Source organism: Streptomyces sp. NPDC088910 (assembly GCF_044749865.1).
GTDB lineage: Bacteria > Actinomycetota > Actinomycetes > Streptomycetales > Streptomycetaceae > Actinacidiphila.
Genome location: NZ_JBIVIV010000007.1, coordinates 76,053 through 96,239, shown reverse-complemented (window position 1 = coordinate 96,239; position 20,187 = coordinate 76,053). Strand labels below are relative to the sequence as shown.

Genomic DNA, 20,187 nt, shown 5'->3' with positions numbered 1-20,187 from the left:
GTGTGGGCCGGACGCGCGTGTGCGCCGCGGCGGATCATGTCGCCGCGGCGCACACGCCGGGTCTCGCGGGTCATGCCGGACGGTCGGGGGGACCGTCAGCCGTTCAGACCCTTGGCGAGCTGCTCGTCCGCCTGCTGGAACGCGTCGGCCGCGCTCTCCAGGAACTTGCCCATGCCGTCCAGACCCTCGATGGTCTTGGTGGCACCGGTGTTGAACTCGCTGTAGGACTGGTCGAACTGCTTCGAGGAACGGTCCGTGACGTAGCCGCCGTTGACGAGATCCTGAACGAACTTGTGCAGCGTGTTCAGCTTCTCGGTGATCTCGTGCTGACCGGTGCGCAGCTTGGTGGCCGCATCCCGCATGTCCTGGTACGTAACGTTGACATTAGCCATAGCGGCTTACCTCTCGTCGAACGTGCCGCAGGGCCGACCCCCGTGGCTCCTGATCGCAGATTTGTCTGATGGTCTGCTGATGCCTCAACTTACAGGGGAGGACGTGAGGGGTGCAGCCCCTGGTTCCCGGTACCGAAACGTCGACGTGACGGCGTCGAAGATGTCGAAGAACGAGTCCGCCAGGTCGAGTACGGCGCTGCTGCCCGCCACGAGCGCGACCTTGTCGGAGTGCCCCGGCAGCGGGATGAACGTCTGCATCAGCACGGTCCGCACCGTCCGCGAGTCGCCCGGCACGGTGACGTCCTCGATGCCGTACGTCCGCGCCGCCAGGCCCGTCTCCGGGATGTCGACGGTGGTCACCTTGCGCCACGGGTCGCCGTCCTTGGCCGCCTCCCGCGCGCGCAGCCCGGCCACGATCGACGCCGGGTCCGCCGCCAGCAGTTCACCCTCCGGCGTCCGCGCGCCGATCAGCGAGACCGTCACCGACGCGGTGAGCGGCAGCGCGCCGAAGTTCTGCGCCATGCAGCCGACGTACACCGCGCCGCTCTCGTACGCGTCCCGCGCCGCCTTGCGCAGGAACCGCGCCAGCACGTCGCGGTGTTCGGCCAGCGCCGGATTCTCCTTGACGCGCTGCGCGATGGTGCGGCGCACGCTCTCGTCGCGGGTCGCCGGGTGCAGGTCGAACTCCCACCACGTCATGGGCACCGTGAGGGAGAAGCCCTCCCGCTCGACGGGCATCACCCGTACGGGCCGCGGCTGTTCGCTGTCGTCGGCGTCCGCGCCGGGGGTCGTCACTTGCCGTCTCCCTTGGCGGACTTGGCGAGTTGGTCCGCGAGGTCCTTGTCCGCCTTCTTGATCTCGCGCACCGCGGTGTCGGCCATCTTCGACAGCCCCTCCAACTGGCTGTCGATCTCCTTGCGGCCGTCCTTCCAATTGTGCTCGAAGCTGTCGAGCGCCCCCGACACCTTGTCCGAGCCCAGCTTGGCCTCGTACGAGTTGAAGAGTTTCCGCGTCCCGTTCATGGTCGTCCGCACGGAGTCCAACGTCCGCGCGAAGTCCTCAAGTCCGGTCAGATCGACCGCGAGCCGATCCGGAGCCCCACCCATCCGATCCCCCTCCCCACGTCAGGTCGTCCGCTCCAACAATCCCACTGTTCCGCCGCCGGGCGGCGCGGCCGTGACCCGCAGCAGGTCGTCCTCGGCGTCGAGGACGAAGCCCGCCGACGTCAGCACGGCCGCGAGCGCCGGGCTCATGGCCTGCTCGATCTCTCCGAAGCGCTGCATCGTGCCCGCGGCCTCGTCCCGCGCCGCGACCGCCCGGTCCGCGGCCACGGCGAGGCTGGGGTGCGGGCGCCAGGACACGACGACGCCGGGGTCGTCGTCGTCCAGCGCGTCGATCTCCACCTGCGCCCCCCGCGCCACCAGCCGGTGCCCCCCGGCCGCGACCGGCAGCCCGGCCAGCTCCAACTCGTCCCGCACCTGCGCGGCGAGCCGCCGCATGGCCGCCATCGTCTGGTCACTGGGACCGGTCATCGCGATGTCCTCGCTCTCCTGGTCAGAACGGCAGGGAGGTCCAGCCGTGGTTGCGGGCCTCGGTGTTGATCAGCCCCCGGAGCATGTCGCGGGCGGCCCCGGCCAAAGCGTGGTCCTCAGCATAAGGAACCGTGTACGTGATCTTCGCGAGGTCGCTGAGGCCGCCCTTGAGCGCGGGCAGGCAGATCTTCGAACACGGGTACCGCTCGGTGTACAGGTGCGTGATCTTGTCCATGCTGATGCCCTTGGCCTTGAGCTGGTTGATGATGTCGATCTCGGCGTGCAGCTTCTTGCCCTTGCTGAATCCGATGACGATCTCGTCAAGACCCTCCACACGGGCCGCGGCCACATTGCGTCCCGCGGGGAAGAACTGCACGCCGTTCTTGAACCGTGCCTCGAAGGCCGCCTTCGCGAGATCGGTGGAGGCGTAGGCGATCTCGGAGATGCACGGGCCCAGGCCCAGCGGGTCGGACCAGAGCGTCGGGTTGTGGACGTAGGCGTAGTTGTTGGGCGCCGGGGCCAGGCCCAGCGGGTCGGGGCTGAGGTACCGCGCGGACTCGGGGTCGTAGTAGCGGTAGTGGTTGTAGTGGAGCCCGGTCTCCGGGTCGGCGTACTGACCGGGGAAACGTAACGGGCAGTACGCGCCCTCGTCCGGCGGGGCCAGCGGCGCTCCCCAGACCGTCGCCCGGCCCTGCCGGTGCACCCGCCCGTCGTCGCCGATCAGTTCGGTGGGGGTGCCGATCAGATCGGTGACGATCGCGTAGAACCGCCGGTCGATCTCCTCGTCGGGAGCGTCCCGCAGCGCGCTGCGTTCGGTCTGCGCGACCGGGGCGTCGCCGTCCGGCGTCCAGTCCCACGTCGTGGTGGTGACCGTGTCGCCCGCCGTCGTGCGCTCCTCGACCAACTCCGTCTCGTACCAGGTGAAGTCGGTGCGCTCCCGCACCCGCCCGTCCGGGCCCAGCCGTTCCTTGGCGATCCGGCGGCCGAGTGCGTCGTACCGGTAGCGCCAGACCGAACCGTCCGGCGTCGTGACCCCGGTGAGGCGGTCCTCGGCGTCCCAGGTGTACGTCCACCGCTTGCTGCCGCCGGACAGCAGGGCGCGGGTGCGGCCGGCCAACCGGCCCTGAGCGTCGTAGGTGTACCGGGTACGGCCGAGGCGGCGCGGCAGCATGCCCGTGTACTCGCCGGCGTCCTCCGTCCGCTCCCCGCCCGCCTGTTCGCCGGATTCCGACGGCCCGCCGGACGTGAGGTTGCCCGCGCCGTCGTAGGTGTACCGCTGCGACCAGCCGTCGCCGTCCACCGCGACGATGCGACCCGCAGCGTCGGTGGTCAGCCTGCGTTCCGCCGACGCCTCGCCGATCGTCGCGAGGTAGCCGTCGGAGCCGAATCCGTAGGCACGGCGGTGCGCGAGGGCGCCGGAAGGGTCCTCGGGGCCGAGCACGGTCTGTGCGACCAGACGTCCCGCGCCGTCCCACTCCTGCGTCAGGAACGGGCGGTCCCCGGTGCGGCGTTCGGTCTCCCGCCCGGCCCTGTCGTAGCCGAACGACACGGTTCCGGCCGCACCGTGCAGCACGACGGGGCTGTTCGACCGGTCGTACTCCCAGCGGGACCGCGCCCCGGACGGCGTGACGCGCCCCACCCGGCGGCCGAGCGCGTCGTACTCGACGGCGACCGTACGGCCGTTCCCCGTCTCGGCCACCACGCGTCCGGCCGCGTCCCGCGCCAGGACCAGGTCGCTGTCCTCGTTGACGGCCCGCACCGTACGGCCCACGGCGTCGAAGGCGTACGTGGACACGGACGTCCCGGCGCGCACCTCGACCGCCTGGCCCATGGCGTCCCGCTCGTAACGGGTGCGCTCACCCGCGCCGTTGACCCGCTCGACCAGCCGACCGGCCGCGTCGTGGACGTATCCGATGGTCCGCCCGTCGAAGTCCGTCTCCCGGATCACCCGGCCCACCGGGTCGCGCTCGTAGGTCCAGGTCAGCCCGAGCGGATTGGTCACCGAGGTCAGCTGCCGCTCGGTGTCGTAGGCATACGTGTATCCGGCGCCGTCCGTGCCCGTGCGCCCGGTGGCGGAGTCCATCCCGGAGATCTCGTAGCGCGTGACCCGCCCGTCGGGGCCGCGGTGCTCGACCGTGTTCCCCTCGCCGTCGTACGCCCACTGGTCGGTGGAGCCGTCGGGCAGCACCCGTCGGCTGAGCAGCCCCTCCACCGTCCAGGCCAGTTCGGTGACCTCCCCCGCGGGGGAGGTCACGGCCCGGATTCGCCCGAAGGGGTCGCGGTCCAGCCGCACCACGGCCCCCACCGCGTCGATGAGGGCCACCGGGATGCCCGCCGCGTCGTTCTCGATGCGCTGCTGCTCGACGCCGAGCGCGTCCGTGACCGACGCCAGGGCGCCACGGCCGTCCCGTTCGAACACCGTCGTGGCACCGGTCGGATCGGTGACGGTCCGCTGGTTGCCCCGCTCGTCGTACGTGTACCGCCACCGTCCGCCGTCCGGCTGAGTCACGGCGACGGGCAGCCTGACGCCCTCGTACTCGACCGTGGCGACTGTGCCGTTGGGGTGGGTGATGTGGGTGGGGTTGCCGTGGGTGTCGTAGGTGTAGGTGGTGGTGTGCCCGAGGGGGTCGGTGTGGGTGAGGAGGTTGTCGTGGGGGTCCCAGGTGCGGTGGGTGGTGTGGTGGAGGGGGTCGGTTTCGCGGAGGAGCTGGTAGCGGTCGTTGAATTCGTAGGTGGTGGTGTGGCCGAGTGAGTTGACGGCGTGGGTGGTGTGGGTGTGGGGGTCGTAGCGGTAGGTGTAGGCGAGGATGTCGTCGGTGCCGGTGGTGCGGACGCAGCGGCCCTGGCCGTCGTAGGTGTAGCCGTACCAGGTGGTGTTGCGGTCCTGCCAGCCGGTGATGCGGCCTTCGGGGTCGTAGGTGAAGGTCAGGGGGAGGCCGGAGGAGTTGGTGACGGCGGTGAGGTGGCCGCCGGTGTAGGCGTACCGGGTCAGGGCGGGCCGGTGGTCGGCGGATATCAGGTGCAGGGCGGTGACGCGGCCGTCGGCGGTGGTGACGCCGATCTGGTATCCGGCGTCGTGGGTCATCCGGGCGGGGGCGCCGGCCGGGTCGTAGGTGACGGTGACGCGGTTGTCGTTGCGGTCGGTGAGGGTGTGCAGGGGCAGGTCGGCGGGGCTGCGGCCGGGCAGCGGGCGGAAGTGCAGGGCCTGGCCGGTCTCGGGCTGGGCGACGGTCATGGTGCCGCCGGGGGTGCCGTCCCAGGTCAGGGGCCAGCGCGGGCCGGTGACGGGCATGACCGGACGGCCCGGCCCGGGTATGGGGTAGTCCAGGGTCATGCCGTCGGCGGTGGTGAACCGCACGCCCTGGTCGTCCAGGACCAGCCGCTGGTCCAGCGTGGAGGCCCAGGTCGGCCCGAACCACCGGCCGCCGCGGAAGTTCGTGCGGTGGGTGCGCTCGATGACCAGCGGGAGGACACCGGGCAGTTCGGCGTCGGTGGCGGACATCACCATCTCACCGGTCGCCATGTCGATGGGGTCACCGCACGTGAACAGCTTCTTCAGCATCCGGCTGGTCTCACCGAGACTCGCGGCGCCCTTGCGGACGCTGTTGGCGATGTTCTCCAGCGCCCGACCCGACTTCAGCAGCGCGGGGAGTTCGCGGGCCATCTTCAGCAGGCCGCCGGCGGTGGTGAGGCCCTTGAACATGGGGATGCAGTCCAGGGCCGCGAACAGGACGTCCCAGAGGCTGGCTTTGCCTTGTAGGTATTTCATGACGGTGTCGGCCAGGACCAGGACGGCGGCGGCCAGGACCAGCCAGGCCAGGGGGCCGCCGATGATCAGGACGACGATGCCCAGGACCGCGACGATGACCTTGCAGACCGCGATGATGTCGTCCCAGTGGTCCGCGACCCAGTCGACCGCCTTCTCCCACCAGTGCTTGTTCCTGATCCCCGCATCCGACGCCTCATGCAGCGCGTGCTGGGCCGTCGAGGCCGCGTCGTCCCTGAGCTGGGCCGCGTCGGCCGCGAGCTGCTTGGCCGCGTCCAGCTTCGCCTGCGCATTGTGGACGGCGGTGGAGGCGGTGGTGTGGGCGCTGTTAGCGTCCGTGGCATTACGGGCCGCCGCACGCACCTCCTCCGCCGACGGCGGCGGCACGTCCGGCTTCGGGTCCTCCTGATACTGCCTGGACTTGTCCTGGGCGCGCTTCACCCACGCATCAGCGTTCGTGAGCTGCGACTTGGCGGTGTCCAGCTCCTGCCGCGCCGTGCGCCCCTGCGCCAGCGCCCGGTCCGCGTCACCCTGCGCGGTCTCCAGCTTCGGCCAGTAGTCGTCCAGAGCCCCCGACGCCAGACGGTAGGACCGCTCCAGCTTGTCCAGCTCACCGGGAAGATCCCCGAACTGCTGCCGGTACGCGTCCCCCGACAGCCCCGCCCACTCCTGGACGACGGTGTCACCGCTCAGACCCCGCACCGACCGCAGCGCCGAGGCGACATCATCGGCGAAATCCCCCAGCTTCCGCGCGAGTTCCTTCACCTCGAACGGATCACCCGGCACCGGATCCCGGTCCAGATCCAGCACATCCCAATCCGTCGGACGAGCCATCGCCAGACACCCCCGCCCCCGTACGACAACCTCGACTCAACGCATCATGCCCACTGGGACGGTGCGCGCAAGGGGGCCGGTTCCCGGGGGCCCGGGGAGCGGGGTCAGATGAGGTCGACCTTGGCGCTGGGCGGGAAGCCGACGCGGCGGGCGAATTCGGCGATGCCGGTGAGCTGGTCGCGGCCGAGGGAGAAGTCGAGGGTGGTGAAGTAGCGGCGGAGCAGGTCCTGGTCGAAGGACTCCCAGCGGGCGGCCTGTTCCGCGACCTTCTCGACCTCTTCGAGTGAGAGGTCGCGGGAGGCGAGGAAGGCGCGGTGGACGTCGCGGACGGTGTCGGGGCGGGCGGTGAAGTAGTCGCGGCGGGCGGCCCAGATGGCGAAGACGAAGGGCAGTCCCGTCCAGTCCTTCCACATCTGGCCGAGGTCGTGGACCTCGAGGCCGAGGCGGGGCGCGTCGTGGAGGGAGGCGCGCAGGGCGGCGTCGCCGATGAGGACGGCGGCCTGGGCCTCCTGCATCATCAGCGAGAGGTCAGGCGGGCAGCGGTAGTAGTCGGGCGTGACGCCGTACCGCTCGGTGAGCAGGAGTTCGGCGAGGCGGACCGAGGTGCGGCTGGTGGAGCCGAGGGCGACGCGCTGGCCGTCGAGGCGGTCGAGCGGGAGCTGGCTGACGATCACGCAGGACATGACGGGGCCGTCGCAGCCGACCGCGATGTCCGGGAGGGCGACGAGCTGGTCGGCGTGCTTCAGGTACTCCATGAGAGTGACCGGGCCGATGTCGAGGTCGCCCTCGACGAGCTGGGCGCTCAGCTTCTCCGGGGTGTCCTTGGTCAGCTCCAGGTCGAGCAGCGCGCCCGTTCTGGCCAGGCCCCAGTAGAGGGGGACGCAGTTGAGGAACTGGATGTGGCCGACCCGGGGGCGGGTCCGGCCGCTTTCGGCGTCACGCTCAGAAGTGTCCACCTGTCGGACGCTACTCCTGGGTCGGGGCCGTACCGCGCCGGGGGGCTTCGGGGTGTCCTCGCGGTGACGGTCGCGGGACGCCCGCGCCGACCGCCCCGAGACGGTCGGCGAACCGTCCCGCGCCGAGCGCCGCGAGACGGTCGGCGAACCGCCGTGGGACCGCCGTACGGGCCGCCCTCGGCCCTCCCCCGGCACCCCCTCCGCGACCCCTTCCACGGGCTCGAAAAGACCGATCTTGAGACCCTTCCCCGGCCTCGACCCTGCGTGCTACGCTCATCGCAAGTTGCAGTTTGGTTTCCCTTGCAGTACAGAGCCTGCGGAGCATGTAACCCGCAGGCTTTTGTAGTTTTCAGACTTCGCAGTTGCAGGTTCTGGAGCAGGGCAACCCTTTGGGCCCAAGGAGGGCTTTATGGCTACCGGAACCGTGAAGTGGTTCAACGCTGAAAAGGGCTTCGGCTTCATCGCCCAGGACGGCGGCGGCCCGGATGTCTTCGTTCACTACTCCGCGATCAACGCCTCCGGCTTCCGCTCCCTCGAGGAGAACCAGCCGGTGACTTTCGACGTCACGCAGGGCCCGAAGGGTCCTCAGGCGGAGAACGTCACCCCCAGCTAGTCCTTGGACTAGCTCAAGGGTAGAGATCACATCGCCCGAACCTGCAGTACCAAGGGGCCCCGCACGTCCGTGCGGGGCCCCTGCCTTTTACGGGTCAGCGAGGCCGCTTCCGGTACAGCTCCTCGATCTCCTCCGCGAAGTCCCGCGCCACCTTTGAACGCTTCAACTTCATCGACGGCGTGAGATGTCCGCCCTCTTCGGTGAATTCCACCGGAAGCACCCGGAATTTCCGGATCGACTCGGCTTGTGACACCGAGGAGTTCGCGTCGTCCACCGCCTTCTGGAGTTCCGCCAGCAGCTCCGGATCGTCGACGAGCTGGGCGGGCCGCAGCCCCTCCTTGTGGTGCATCCGCTGCCAGTGCCCGAGGCCGTCCGCCTCCAGGGTCAGCAGCGCCGCCACGAAGGACCGGTTGTCGCCGACGACCATGCACTGGCCGACCAGCGGATGCGCCCGCAGCCGGTCCTCCAGCGGCGCCGGGGCGACGTTCTTGCCGCCCGCCGTGATGAGGATCTCCTTCTTCCGGCCGGTGATCGTCAGATAACCGGCCTCGTCCAGCGCCCCGATGTCCCCGGTCGGGAACCAGCCGCCCCCGGAGTCCTGTCCGGGAGGTGCCACGGCCGCCCCCGGTACGCCGCCGGGCGCGTTCCAGTACCCGGCGAAGATCTGGCCGCCGCGCAGCAGCACCTCGCCGTCCGGCGCGATCCGTACCGCCGTGCCGGGCAGCGGCCAGCCGACCGTGCCGAGCCGGGGGCGCAACGGCGGGGTCACGGTGGCCGCCGCGGTCGTCTCCGTCAGGCCGTACCCCTCGAAGACCATCACGCCCGCGCCCGCGTAGAAGGCGGCGAGCCGCTTGCCCAGCGGTGATCCGCCGCAGATCGCGTACCGCACCTTGCCGCCGAGCGCGGCGCGTATCCGCCGGTAGACCAGCGGGTCGTACAGCGCGTGCGCCAGCCGCAGTCCGAGCGAGGGGCCGCCGCCCGCACCGGCCTGCTGGGCGACGACGGCCTCGCCGTACCGCTGCGCGATCCCGGCGGCCCGGTCGAAGGACGCCGCCCGGCCGATCTTCTCCGCGGTGGCGCGGCCGGTGTTGTAGACCTTCTCCAGGACGTACGGGATCGCCAGCAGGAACGTCGGACGGAACCCGGCCAGGTCGGCGAGCAGGTCCTCGGTCGCGATGCTCGGCGCGTGCCCGAGGCGTACCCGGGCGCGCAGGCAGCCGATCGCGACCATCCGCCCGAAGACGTGCGAGAGCGGCAGGAACAGCAGCGTCGAGGCGGGCTCCTCGCTCACCGAGGTGAACACCGGGTGCAGCAGCTCGATCGCGTTGTCGACCTCGGCGAAGAAGTTGCCGTGCGTCAGGACGCAGCCCTTCGGGCGGCCGGTGGTGCCCGAGGTGTAGATCAGCGTCGCCACCGACCCGGGCGTCAGAGTCGCCCGCCGCCCCTCCACCAGCGCGTCCGGCAGCGTCCGGCCCTCCGCCGTGAGCTGCGCCAGGCCGCCCGCGTCGAGCTGCCACAGATGCAGCAGGTCCGGCAGCCCGCGCCGCTCCCCGCTCACCAGGCGGCTCTGCTCCACGTTCTCCACGACGCACGCCGCCGCGCCCGAGTCCGCCAGAATCCACGCCGTCTGGGACGCGGACGACGTCGGGTAGATCGGCACCGTGATCAGGCCCGCCGCCCAGGCCGCGAAGTCCGTCAGCGTCCACTCGTACGTCGTCCGCGCCATGATCGCCAGCCGGTCGCCCGGCTTCAGCCCCGCCGCGATCAGGCCCTTCGCGACGGCCACCACCTGGTCCCTGAACTCCCGTGCCGTGACATCGTGCCACTGGGCCCGGACGTCCTTCCTGCTCAGCACGGGGTCGTTCGGGGCCTCCGCCGCGTTCGTGAACGGGATGTCGGCCAGGCTTCCCTTCTGCGGCGGCGGTACGAGGGGCGGGACCCCGGCCTGGACGACTCGGTCGCCGTCCTTGAGGGTTTCGGGTTCCCCGCTGGTACGTGTCGGCATGCTGCGGCTCCAGACGTGGTGAGGGTTTCCCCCTGCCGGGGGGGTGAGCAAGGCGCTGTGCCGGCGGAACCGTCTTTCGTCAGCGGACCGCGGGTCAGGGCCGCTCCAGGACGGCCGTCACGCCCTGGCCGCCGGCGGCGCAGACGGAGATGAGGCCGCGGCCCGTCCCCCCGCGCTCCGCGAGGAGCCCGGCGAGGGTGGCGACGATCCGGGCGCCGGTGGCGGCGAAGGGGTGCCCGGTGGCGAGGGAGGACCCGGCGACGTTGAGGCGGGCGCGGTCGACCGCGCCGAGGGGGCCGTCGAGTCCGAGCCGCTCCGCGCAGTAGTCCTTGTCCTCCCAGGCGGCGAGCGTGGCGAGGACCTGGGAGGCGAACGCCTCGTGGATCTCGTAGAAGTCGAAGTCGGCGAGGCCGAGCCCGGCGCGGGCGAGCATGCGGGGCACGGCGTAGGCGGGGGCCATCAGCAGCCCCTCCTCGCCGCCGACGTAATCGACGGCCGCGGTCTCGTACGCGGTGAGGTAGGCGAGCGGTTCGAGCCCGCGCTCGCGCGCCCACTCCTCGGTGGCGAGCAGGACGACGGCCGCGCCGTCGGTGAGGGGCGTGGAGTTGCCCGCGGTCATGGTGCCGTCCGGGCCGCCGTACACCGGGCGGAGCCTGGCCAGTTTCTCGACGGTGGAGTCGGGCCTGAGGTTCTGGTCGCGGTCCAGGCCGCGGTACGGGGTGACGTACGGGTCGAGGAAGCCGCGGTCGTACGCGGCGGCGAGGTTGCGGTGGCTGGCGGCGGCCAGTTCGTCCTGCGCCTGGCGGGTGATGCCCCAGCGCTCGGCGGTGAGCGCGGCGTGGTCGCCCATGGACAGGCCCGTGCGGGGTTCGGCGTTGCGCGGGACGTCGGGCGCGAGGTGCCGGGGCCGTACGGCGGTCAGCGCGCGGGCCCTGGCGCCGGCGGACTTGGCGCGGCGGGCGGCGAGCAGGATGCGGCGCAGGTCGTCGTTGACGCCGAGCGGCGCGTCGCTGGTGGTGTCGGCGCCGCCCGCGATGCCGGAGTCGACGACGCCGAGGGCGATCTTGGCCGCGACCGCGAAGACGGCCTGGAGGCCGGTGCCGCACGCCTGCTGGATGTCGTACGCGGGGGTCGTCGGGTCGAGGACGCTGCCGAGCACGGTCTCGCGCGCGAGGTTGAAGTCGCGGCTGTGCTTGAGGACGGCGCCCGCGGCGAACTCGCCGACGCGCTGGCCGCGCAGGCCGGTGCGGTCGGCGAGGCCGTCGAGGGCGGCCGTGAGCATGTCCTGGTTGGAGGCGGTGGCGTACGGGCCGTCTGAGCGCGCGAAGGGGACGCGGTTGCCCGCGACGACGGCGACACGGCGGAGGGTCTGCATGCGATCTCCCAGGGCTCCCCGAGGGCGGCTCGGGGCTCTTTTGCCGAAGCCCCGGGCTCCTTGCCGGAACCCAGGGCTCTGTGCTGGACCTCAGAACTCTTTGCTGGAACGGTGACTCACCAGTAGCCTTACCGCCGGTAAACTTACTCCAGAGTAAGGAGAAGGCCAATGGCCGATCGCTACCTTCGTCTGACCGGCACGGCCCCCGGCCGCTTCCTCACCCGCCGCCTCGGCCTGCCCCAGCCGACCCCGCTGCTGCGCTGGTCCGCCGAGCACCCCCGACTCGACGGTCCCGTGCTGCGGTTGACGGCGGGCGAGGCCGTACCCGCTCCGGCTCCCGCGTCCGCCGCTCCGTACGCCGCCGTCGTCCTCGACGCCACCGGGATCGCCGAACCGGCCGGGCTCGGCGCCGTGCACGCCGCCCTGCACCCGCTCGTACGGTCGCTCGCCGCCTGCGGTCGGATCGTCGTACTCGGCGCGCGTATCGACCCCGCCGACCCGCACCAGGCCGCCGCCCAGCAGGCGCTCGAAGGCTTCACCCGCTCCCTCGGCAAGGAGGTCGGCCGGGGCAGGACCGTACAGCTCGTACGACTGGCGCCCGGGGCCGACGCCGAGGCCGCGCTGGGGTTCCTGCTGTCGCCGAAGTCGGCGTACGTCAGCGGGCAGGTCATCGAGGTCGGCCCGGCGGTGTCCGGGACGCAGGCCGCCGCGCGCGCGGGCGCGCGCGTCGCGCTCGTCACCGGCGCGGCCCGCGGCATCGGGGAACAGGTCGCCGCGACGCTGGCCAGGGACGGCGCGCACGTCGTCTGCCTCGACGTGCCGCAGGCCGCGGACGCGCTGGCCGCCGTCGCCGCCCGGCTCGGCGGCAGCGCGCTGCCGCTGGACATCACGGCGCCGGACGCGGGCGAACGGATCGCCGCCGCGGCCCCCGACGGCCTCGACGTACTCGTCCACAACGCGGGCATCACCCGTGACCGCAAGCTCGCCAACATGGCCGCCGACCGCTGGGACCCGGTCCTGGACGTCAACCTCGGCAGCGTGCTGCGCACCACCGACCACCTGCTGAAGTCCGGCGCCCTCAACGCCCACGGCCGGATCGTGGCCACCGCCTCCATCAGCGGCATCGCGGGCAACGCGGGCCAGACCAACTACGCCGCATCCAAGGCGGGCGTCATCGGCTTCGTCCGCGCCCTGGCCGCCGTCCCCGAGGTGCGCGAGCGCGGCATCACCGTCAACGCCGTCGCCCCCGGCTTCATCGAGACGCGGATGACCGCCGCCGTTCCCCTCGTCATCCGCGAGGCGGGCCGCCGGATGAACTCCCTCGGCCAGGGCGGCCTTCCCGTGGACGTCGCCGAGACCGTCGCCTGGCTCTCGGCCGCGGCCTCCGGGGGGATCACCGGGCAGGTCGTCCGCGTCTGCGGGCAGTCCCTGCTGGGGGCCTGACCATGGCCCTCATGCTGACTCTCGGCCGGGGCGTGGTGACCGGCATCGGCAAACGGCCCTCCGCGACCGCCCCCGTGCCGCCGGTCCGGCTCACCGCGCCTGCCGTACGCGTCGACCCGGCGCGGCTCGCCGCCTACGCCTCGGTCTGCGGCTTCCCCGCCTCCGGCGCGGGCCCGCTCCCGCTCACGTACCCGCACGTCCTCGGCTTTCCGCTGGCCGCGCGGATCATGGCCTCCCGCGCCTTTCCGCTGCCGATGCTGGGCCTCGTCCACACCTCGATCTCGCTGGTCTCCCGCGCGCCGCTGACCGCCGCCGACCGGCCCGACATCACGGCCTACGCGGCCGGGCTGCGCGGGCACCGGCGGGGTACGGAGGTGGAGCTGGTGACGGAGGCGCGGGTGGACGGGGAGGTGGTGTGGGAGGACCGCAGCACGTATCTGGCCCGGCATGGGGGCGGGGCGGGGGGCGGTTCGGTTTCTGGGGGTGTCGCCGGGGGCGGGGGCGGCGACCGGGCGCCGTTGCCCGTGGTGGGCGAGTGGCGGTTGGCCGCCGATCTCGGGCGGCGGCATGCCAGGGTGTCGCGGGACTACAACCCGATCCACCTTTATCCGGTGACGGCGCGGATGCTGGGGTTTCCGCGGGCTATCGCGCATGGCATGTGGACGGTTGCGCGGTGTGCTGCCGAGGTTCCGGAGGCGGGGGGGCTTGAGGCCGTCTTTCACGCTCCGGTGCTCTTGCCTGGGACTGTCACGTACGGGGCTGCCGGCGGGGCCTTCGAGGTCCGCTCGCCCGGGCGTCTCCATCTCACCGGGGTCGTCTCCGGCCCGTAGGTTCGTTGTCTTTGTCTTGCCCTACGGGCCGGGAACCCAACGCCGCCCAGCCATGAGGTTGGACAGCCCGGCCCACGCGAAATTCATCAGCGTGGCGGCGGACTCCTTGCCCGAGGCGCCCCCCCGGTGCGCCGCCCCCCACCCCGCCAACGACTCGGCCGCGCCGACCAGCGCGTGCGCCAGACCCGCGACCTCCCGGTCGGCAAGAGCCTCGTCACAGGACGCCCCACCGTCCCGCGCCGCGGCAGCGATCAGCTCGGTGACGAAGGCGACGATCTCCGCCCGCATCACGGCCACTTCGGCCGCGAAGGGCTCACCGACCGTACGGGCCTGGCTGTAGAGGACGGTCCAGCCGTCCGGATGGGCCTCGGTGTGCTCGAAGAAGCCGAGCAGCCCGCTCCAGAGCTGCCGGTCGGCCGCGGCGCCGGGCTCCACGGCGGCGCGCACGGCCGCCTTCAGCGCCTCGGCCTCGCGGCGGATGCAGGCCGTGAAGAGGTCGTCCTTGGAGTTGAGGTAGAGGTACACGAGCGGCTTGCTGACCCCGGCCGCCTCGGCGATCTCGTCCATGGACGCGGCGCGGTACCCGCGCCGCGCGAAGGTCGCCACCGCCGCGTCCAGCATCTGCTGCTCGCGTACGGCTCGCGGCACCCTCTTGCCCCGCACAGCCACCGGCCCCACCTCTCCCCTTGCGACTCCCCCCGGGGGGACACCCCGAGGGCCACCCCGGGGCAAGCCTAAGGGGCAGGCGTCAGGCGGTGTGCGGCTCGGCGTCGCGCGCGGTCTCGCGGGCGGAGTCACGCGCGGCGTCGTCCGCCTCGTCCTCCATGGTGATGTTCGCGGCGAGGTTCAGCCGCGTGCGCTCCACCCGGTCGGACACCTGACGGGCCGCCTGCTCACGGGCTCCGCGCAGGAGTACCCAGCTCAGGGGCGCCGACACGATCAGCGCGAGCAGGACCACCCACAGGTAGTTCGAGTCCCCCAGCCCCGCTGGCAGGACATGCAGCCGGACCAGCCCCCAGATGACGCCGAAGGAGGCGACCATGAGGCCGAAGCGCAGTGCGGTGTAACGGAACATGCCTTCAGTGAAGCACGCCGCCTCCGCGCCGGAGGAAGAGGGTGTGCGACCCGGAGCACCGGCCGCCCCTCGGAGCGTCGCGCCGACGTCACAGCGTCAGGAGCATCACGATGTCGTCGCGGTCGTCACCGGGGGCGACCCGGATGGCGGCCGGAATGCGGCCGACCTCCTTGTAGCCGCAGGCGGCGTAGAAGAGGTCGACGCCGGTGCCGCCGCGGCAGGTGAGGCGGACGGCCTCGATGCCGTGGAAGCCGCGGGCCGCTTCCTCGACGGCGGCCATGAGCGTACGGCCGTGGCCGCGGCCCTGGTGGGAGGGGTGGACCATGAGCGTGTAGAGCCAGATCCAGTGCGTCATGAGCCGGTGGCTGTTGTACGCGAGGAAGGCGGTGGCGGCGACGCGCCCGTCCTCGTCGCGGCCGACGAGCAGGCGGCGTTCGCCGGAGCGGACGGCGGCCAGCGACCGGTCCATGTCGGGACGGACGTCGTCCGGGGTGACGGGAGGCACGAAACCGACGGCACCCCCCGCGTTGGACACATCGGTCCACAGGGCGAGGATGCCGTCGGTCAGTTCGTCGTCAATGAGCGGATCAAGCTCACAGGTAAGACCCATAAGGGCAGCTTACCCATTACTAATGCGGAGCGCTGTCACCGGCGTCACACCCGCATCGGCTGCGGCGACTCCCGGCGCGACTCGTCGGGGCCCGGGTACTCCCGGATGATCTCGTAGCGGGTGTTCCGCTCGACCGGCCGGAACCCCGCGTCGCGGATGAGGTCCAGGATGTCGTCCCGCGTGAGCTTGTTGGGCGTGCCGTAGTCGTCCGCGTCGTGCGTGATCTTGTACTCGACGACCGAGCCGTCCATGTCGTCCGCGCCGTGGTTGAGGGCGAGCTGCGCGGTGGACAGGCCGTGCATGACCCAGAAGACCTTGACGTGCGGCACGTTGTCGAAGAGCAGCCGGGAGACCGCGAAGGTCTTGAGCGCTTCCGCGCCGGAGGCCATCGTCGTACGGGCCTGGAGGGTGTTGCGGACCTTGCCGTCCTTCATGTCCACGAAGTCGTGCTGGTAGCGCAGCGGGATGAAGACCTGGAAGCCGCCGGTCTCGTCCTGGAGTTCACGCAGCCGCAGGACGTGGTCGACGCGGTGCTTCGGCTCCTCGATGTGGCCGTAGAGCATGGTCGAGGGGGTCTTGAGGCCCTTGGAGTGCGCGAGGCGGTGGATCCGGGACCAGTCCTCCCAGTGGGTGCGGTGGTCCACGATGTGCTGGCGGATCTCCCAGTCGAAGATCTCGGCGCCGCCGCCGGTCAGCGACTCCAGGCCCGCGTCGATGAGCTCGTCCAGGATGTCGGAGGCCGACATGCCGGAGATCGTCTCGAAGTGGTGGATCTCCGTGGCGGTGAACGCCTTGAGCGACACCTGCGGCAGCGCTTCCTTGAGCGCCTTCAGCGAGCGCGGGTAGTAGCGCCACGGCAGCGACGGGTGCAGGCCGTTGACGATGTGCAGCTCGGTGAGGTTGTCGCCCTCCATCGCCTTGGCGAGCTTGACCGCCTCCTCGATCCGCATCGTGTACGCGTCCTTCTCCCCCGGCTTGCGCTGGAAGGAGCAGTACGCGCACGACGCGGTGCACACGTTCGTCATGTTGAGGTGCCGGTTGACGTTGAAGTGGACGACGTCACCGTTCTTCCGCGTGCGCACGTGGTGGGCGAGGCCGCCCAGCCACGCGAGGTCGTCGGACGCGTAGAGCGCGATGCCGTCCTCGCGGGTCAGCCGCTCACCGGCGTAGACCTTCTCCTCCAGCTCGCGCTTGAGCCCAGCGTCCATCTGCTCCTCCTACCAAGTCGACCTCACCGAGGCTACTCCCCCGGCCATCGGCCGGGAGGCACCCCCGTTCACGCCTCTTCGGGAAGCGCCCCGACGCGGTTCTCCCACTTGGTGGACAGCACGATCGTGGTACGCGTCCTGGCCACGCCCTTGGTGCCGGACAGCCGCCGGATGGTGCGCTCCAGGCCGTCGACGTCGCCGACCCTGACCTTGAGCATGTACGAGTCGTCGCCCGCGATGAACCAGCAGTCCTCGATCTCGTCCAGGTCGCGCAGCCGGGTGGCGACCTCTTCGTGGTCGGCGGCGTCACTCAACTGGAGGCCGACGAGCGCGGTCACGCCGAGGCCGAGCGCGGTGGGCGCGACGGTGGCGCGGTAGCCGGTGATCACCCCGGCCTGTTCGAGGCGGTTGATGCGGTCGGTGACGCTCGGACCGGAGAGACCCACGAGTCGGCCCAGCTCCGCGTACGACGCCCGGCCGTTCTCGCGCAACGCCTGGATGAGCTGCCTGTCCACCGCGTCCATCAGAATGGACCCTCCCGTTCGTGCCGCGACTGCGCTGTCCGGACAAGAATCTAAGGCATCAACGGGTGTGCGCCCTGCGCATCTGCTCTTCCGATGCCCGAATCACCCAGGTCCGGACCATCCGGCCCGCAGGAATCGCGCGCCGCGCGGCTCAGCCGCCCGATCCCTCGCCCAGGCCCCCGCCCAGCTCGCCGCGCCAGCGGCGGTACAGCTTGTGCGGCACCCCCGCCGCGTCCAGCGCCCGCCCCGCCACGAAGTCCACCAGGTCCTGGATGTGCGTGGCGCCCGCGTAGAAGGCGGGCGAGGCCGGGAGCACCACGGCGCCCGCGTCGTCCAGCGCCACCAGGTGACGGAGCGTCTGGCCGCCGAGCGGCGTCTCGCGGACGGCGACCACCAGCGGGCGGCGCTCCTTGAGCGTGACGCTCGCCGCGCGCTGGAGCAGGTCCTTGGACAGACCGAGCGCCACCCCGGCCACGCACGCGGTGCTCGCGGGCACGATCAGCATCCCCTTGGCCGGGTACGAGCCGGAGGAGGGACCCGCCGCCAGGTCGCCCGCGGGCCAGTACCGTACGGCCGACAGGTCCGCGAGGCCGGTGTCGCGGGTGATGTCGGTGGTGCCGTCGGCGCCGCGGGCCAGCCAGCGGGCCAGGTCCTCGCGCCAGTGCGCGTCCCTGAACGGCTCGCCGGTCTCGTCCAGCAGCGTCAGCCGGGCGGCCCGGCTGACCACCAGGTCCACCGCCTCGCCCGCCGACAGCAGCGCGCGCAGCACGGCCGCGGCGTACGGCGTCCCGGAGGCCCCGGACACGCCCACCACCCACGGCCTGCGCTCGGTGTCGTCCATACGGTCGACCCTAACGACCCCGCGATCGACCCGCGCGAGCGGGAACCCGGGAGGCGTGCGCGGACGTTGTGCACACGGGAGAGCACTGGACCTGAGGGGGGCTTCGGTGACGTACGGACAGACCGCGGGACGATCAGCCGGTACGGGAGGGCGCGCCGACTCGCTGCTCGCACCGCTGCGCGCGGGCGGCCGGGTGACGGCCGCCGGCGTCCTCATGCTGGGCTGGGTCGGGCTGCTGTGGGTGATCGAGGCGGTCGACGTGATCGCCGGGCACCGTCTCGACTCGCTCGGCATCGTGCCCCGCAAGCCGGCCGAGCTGATCGACGTCGTCCCGTCCGCCTTCATCCACTTCGGCTTCGGGCACGTGGCCTCCAACAGCCTGCCACTGCTCGTCCTGGGCTTCATCGCCGCGCTGCGCGGCATCGGCCGCTATCTGGCCGTCGCCTTCACCGTCATCGTGATCGGCGGTCTCGGCGTGTGGCTGATAGCCCCGGCCCACACCAACACCGCGGGCGCCTCCGGGCTGGTCTTCGGGCTGTTCAGCTATCTGCTGGTGCGCGGCTTCGTGGACCGCAGGGCGCTGGACATCGTGGTCGGCGTCGTCGTCGGCGCGGTCTACGGCTCCATCCTGTGGGGGGTGCTGCCGACCGCGAGCGGAGTCTCCTGGCAGGGGCACCTGTTCGGGCTGATCGGCGGCGTGGTGGCCGCGTTCCTGTTCCGCGAACGGACGGTGGCCGTCACGGCGTGACGGCCACGGCACGACGGCCGCGTCGGGACGGGACGGTGTCACGCCGTCAGTCCGCGTCACCGGGTCACCGCTACACCGGGTCACCGCGACACCCGCGACCCCGTGACACCCGCGACCCCGTGACCGTGATCACGCGCTGAAGTGCGCCGATCCCCCGCCAACAGCCCTGTGCCGGGCGGAAACTCCCGCGAGTCACAGCCTCCGCACAGTTATCCTTCTAGTCATACTTTCTTCCGTCACGTCCAAGGAGTCCGTCATCATCACCATGCGCAAGGGCCTTGCCGCCGCCGGAGTCGTGGCCATGATCGCCGCCGGTTCCGCAGCCTGCGGGACGGCCGCGGCCTCCAGCCCGGACACGAAGGTCAAGAACGCTTTCGAGAAGCTCAACGGCGAGAAGTCGCTGACGCTCGGGGTGCGCTTCGACGCCTCGGCGGACCAGATCTACACCGCGCTCCAGGGTGAGGAGGACTTCACCAAGGAGACGGCCAAGACGCTGGCCGACCTGCGGGTCGCGGTCGCCCTCAGCGCCGACAAGGCGTTCAAGGACCTCAAGGACGGCGACAAGAGCTCCTTCGCCTTCCAGCTCGGCGCCGACGGCTCCGGCAAGAAGAGCCTGGTCGACGTCCGGGCCGTGAACGACAAGGTGTACCTGCGCCTGGACCTCAAGGGCTTCGAGACGCTGATCGGCTCCTCCAGCAAGGACGCGGCGCAGCTCAACGAATTCCTCGGCATGGCCGACGAACTGCCCGCCTCGCTCGCCTCGGTGAAGTCCGCCCTCAAGGGCGACTGGATCAGCCTGGACCTGAAGTCCTTCGAGTCCTTCGCCAAGTCCATGTCCAAGGACGGCGACTCGCCGCTCGGCGCGCTCCCCGACACCAGCAAGGGCCTGGACGCCAAGACGCAGCAGCAGGTCGTGGACGCGCTGCGCAAGGCGCTGGTGAACAACGCCAAGTTCAAGGAGCTGGGCAACCACGACGGCGCCGACCACGTCGAGGTCACCGTGCCCGCGCGGCAGGTCGCCAAGGAACTGGAAGGCAGCCTCGGTTCGCTGACCAAGCAGATCCCCGACTTCAAGCCGTCGGACCTGGAGAAGGTGCCGAACAAGACGGTGGCCGTGGACGTCGCCGTCAAGGGCGGCAAGCTCGCCGGGATCAGCCTGGACGTCGCCCAGTTCGACACCAAGGCCAAGGGCAAGCTGCCCCTGGTGGTCGACGTCAACGGCGGCGCCGACCCGGTCGGCGCCCCCTCCGGCGCCAAGGTCCTCAACCCGCAGGACCTGATGGGCCTGTTCATGTTCGCCTTCGGCCACGGCGACGACAGCTCGGCGGACGACTCCGGCCTGGAGTCGTAAGCACCCGCGCGGGGCCGTAGGCACGGGCCCCGAGCCGTGAGCACCCGCGCGGAGCCGTACGACCCACGGCCCCGCGCATCGCCT

At 71.5% G+C, this 20,187-nt stretch carries 19 protein-coding genes; 5 read left to right on the top strand and 14 right to left on the bottom strand.

Translation table 11 applies throughout. The features are described from left to right. Positions 1–95: 95 nt before the first annotated feature. The 6 genes from ACIP4Z_RS17730 to ACIP4Z_RS17705 all read right to left on the bottom strand — a co-directional run bounded on the left by ACIP4Z_RS17730 (position 96) and on the right by ACIP4Z_RS17705 (position 7,480). Positions 96–392: a WXG100 family type VII secretion target gene (locus ACIP4Z_RS17730; RefSeq protein ID WP_188281644.1), complete on the bottom strand. Its 297-nt coding sequence runs from the start codon at positions 390–392 to the stop codon at positions 96–98. 84 nt (positions 393–476) lie between these two features. Continuing rightward, positions 477–1,130 carry a hypothetical protein gene (locus ACIP4Z_RS17725; RefSeq protein ID WP_391050442.1) on the bottom strand — a complete coding sequence of 218 codons (654 nt, stop codon included), beginning with the start codon at positions 1,128–1,130 and terminating at the stop codon, positions 477–479. 53 nt (positions 1,131–1,183) lie between these two features. Further along, positions 1,184–1,498: a hypothetical protein gene (locus ACIP4Z_RS17720; RefSeq protein WP_355340480.1), complete on the bottom strand. Its 315-nt coding sequence runs from the start codon at positions 1,496–1,498 to the stop codon at positions 1,184–1,186. A gap of 18 nt (positions 1,499–1,516) precedes the next feature. Further along, positions 1,517–1,924 (bottom strand): hypothetical protein, encoded by a 408-nt coding sequence (locus ACIP4Z_RS17715; RefSeq protein ID WP_401309054.1) that lies wholly within the window; start codon positions 1,922–1,924, stop codon positions 1,517–1,519. 22 nt (positions 1,925–1,946) lie between these two features. Then, complete coding sequence (locus ACIP4Z_RS17710; RefSeq protein WP_401309051.1) at positions 1,947–6,524, bottom strand: RHS repeat-associated core domain-containing protein; 4,578 nt, start codon at positions 6,522–6,524, stop codon at positions 1,947–1,949. Between the two features lie 104 nt (positions 6,525–6,628). Continuing rightward, positions 6,629–7,480, bottom strand: a complete 852-nt coding sequence (locus ACIP4Z_RS17705) for a menaquinone biosynthesis protein (RefSeq protein WP_355340492.1) — start codon at positions 7,478–7,480, stop codon at positions 6,629–6,631. Positions 7,481–7,889: 409 nt separating this feature from the next. Between ACIP4Z_RS17705 and ACIP4Z_RS17700 the strand changes: the two genes are divergently transcribed. Further along, positions 7,890–8,093: a cold-shock protein gene (locus ACIP4Z_RS17700; protein WP_330793863.1), complete on the top strand. Its 204-nt coding sequence runs from the start codon at positions 7,890–7,892 to the stop codon at positions 8,091–8,093. A 94-nt stretch (positions 8,094–8,187) separates the two neighbouring features. Here the strand turns inward: ACIP4Z_RS17700 and ACIP4Z_RS17695 are convergent, their stop codons facing one another. Both ACIP4Z_RS17695 and ACIP4Z_RS17690 read right to left on the bottom strand, forming a co-directional pair. After that, on the bottom strand, positions 8,188–10,098 hold the full coding sequence (locus ACIP4Z_RS17695) for an AMP-dependent synthetase/ligase (RefSeq protein WP_401309047.1): 1,911 nt from the start codon (positions 10,096–10,098) through the stop codon (positions 8,188–8,190). Between the two features lie 94 nt (positions 10,099–10,192). After that, positions 10,193–11,473 carry an acetyl-CoA C-acetyltransferase gene (locus ACIP4Z_RS17690; protein WP_401309044.1) on the bottom strand — a complete coding sequence of 427 codons (1,281 nt, stop codon included), beginning with the start codon at positions 11,471–11,473 and terminating at the stop codon, positions 10,193–10,195. Positions 11,474–11,641: 168 nt separating this feature from the next. On the opposite strand from ACIP4Z_RS17690, the gene ACIP4Z_RS17685 reads away from it, so the two are divergent. Both ACIP4Z_RS17685 and ACIP4Z_RS17680 read left to right on the top strand, forming a co-directional pair. After that, entirely contained in the window at positions 11,642–12,916 is a 1,275-nt protein-coding gene (locus ACIP4Z_RS17685) for a 3-oxoacyl-ACP reductase (RefSeq protein WP_391163506.1), read from the top strand. Between the two features lie 11 nt (positions 12,917–12,927). Then, entirely contained in the window at positions 12,928–13,746 is an 819-nt protein-coding gene (locus tag ACIP4Z_RS17680; RefSeq protein WP_401309041.1) for a MaoC family dehydratase, read from the top strand. Positions 13,747–13,767: 21 nt separating this feature from the next. On the opposite strand, the gene ACIP4Z_RS17675 is transcribed toward ACIP4Z_RS17680, so the two are convergent. The 6 genes from ACIP4Z_RS17675 to ACIP4Z_RS17650 form a co-directional block, all read right to left on the bottom strand. Then, the gene (locus tag ACIP4Z_RS17675) at positions 13,768–14,367 is read right to left on the bottom strand and encodes a TetR/AcrR family transcriptional regulator (RefSeq protein WP_355340728.1); all 600 of its coding nucleotides are present in this window, start codon (positions 14,365–14,367) and stop codon (positions 13,768–13,770) included. A gap of 127 nt (positions 14,368–14,494) precedes the next feature. Beyond that, the gene (locus ACIP4Z_RS17670) at positions 14,495–14,821 is read right to left on the bottom strand and encodes a DUF4229 domain-containing protein (protein ID WP_355340509.1); all 327 of its coding nucleotides are present in this window, start codon (positions 14,819–14,821) and stop codon (positions 14,495–14,497) included. 88 nt (positions 14,822–14,909) lie between these two features. Beyond that, positions 14,910–15,431, bottom strand: a complete 522-nt coding sequence (locus ACIP4Z_RS17665) for a GNAT family N-acetyltransferase (RefSeq protein WP_355340512.1) — start codon at positions 15,429–15,431, stop codon at positions 14,910–14,912. A 44-nt stretch (positions 15,432–15,475) separates the two neighbouring features. Then, positions 15,476–16,639, bottom strand: coding sequence for an aminofutalosine synthase MqnE (gene mqnE / locus ACIP4Z_RS17660; RefSeq protein ID WP_391123817.1), 1,164 nt, complete (start codon positions 16,637–16,639; stop codon positions 15,476–15,478). Between the two features lie 68 nt (positions 16,640–16,707). After that, positions 16,708–17,163 carry an Lrp/AsnC family transcriptional regulator gene (locus ACIP4Z_RS17655; RefSeq protein ID WP_188281655.1) on the bottom strand — a complete coding sequence of 152 codons (456 nt, stop codon included), beginning with the start codon at positions 17,161–17,163 and terminating at the stop codon, positions 16,708–16,710. A gap of 151 nt (positions 17,164–17,314) precedes the next feature. Then, on the bottom strand, positions 17,315–18,004 hold the full coding sequence (locus ACIP4Z_RS17650) for a UbiX family flavin prenyltransferase (protein WP_355340518.1): 690 nt from the start codon (positions 18,002–18,004) through the stop codon (positions 17,315–17,317). Between the two features lie 214 nt (positions 18,005–18,218). On the opposite strand from ACIP4Z_RS17650, the gene ACIP4Z_RS17645 reads away from it, so the two are divergent. Together ACIP4Z_RS17645 and ACIP4Z_RS17640 are read left to right on the top strand one after the other, a co-directional pair. After that, positions 18,219–18,752 (top strand): rhomboid family intramembrane serine protease, encoded by a 534-nt coding sequence (locus ACIP4Z_RS17645; protein WP_355340731.1) that lies wholly within the window; start codon positions 18,219–18,221, stop codon positions 18,750–18,752. 265 nt (positions 18,753–19,017) lie between these two features. Further along, positions 19,018–20,103, top strand: coding sequence for a hypothetical protein (locus ACIP4Z_RS17640; RefSeq protein ID WP_401309035.1), 1,086 nt, complete (start codon positions 19,018–19,020; stop codon positions 20,101–20,103). The last annotated feature ends 84 nt before the right edge of the window (positions 20,104–20,187 follow it).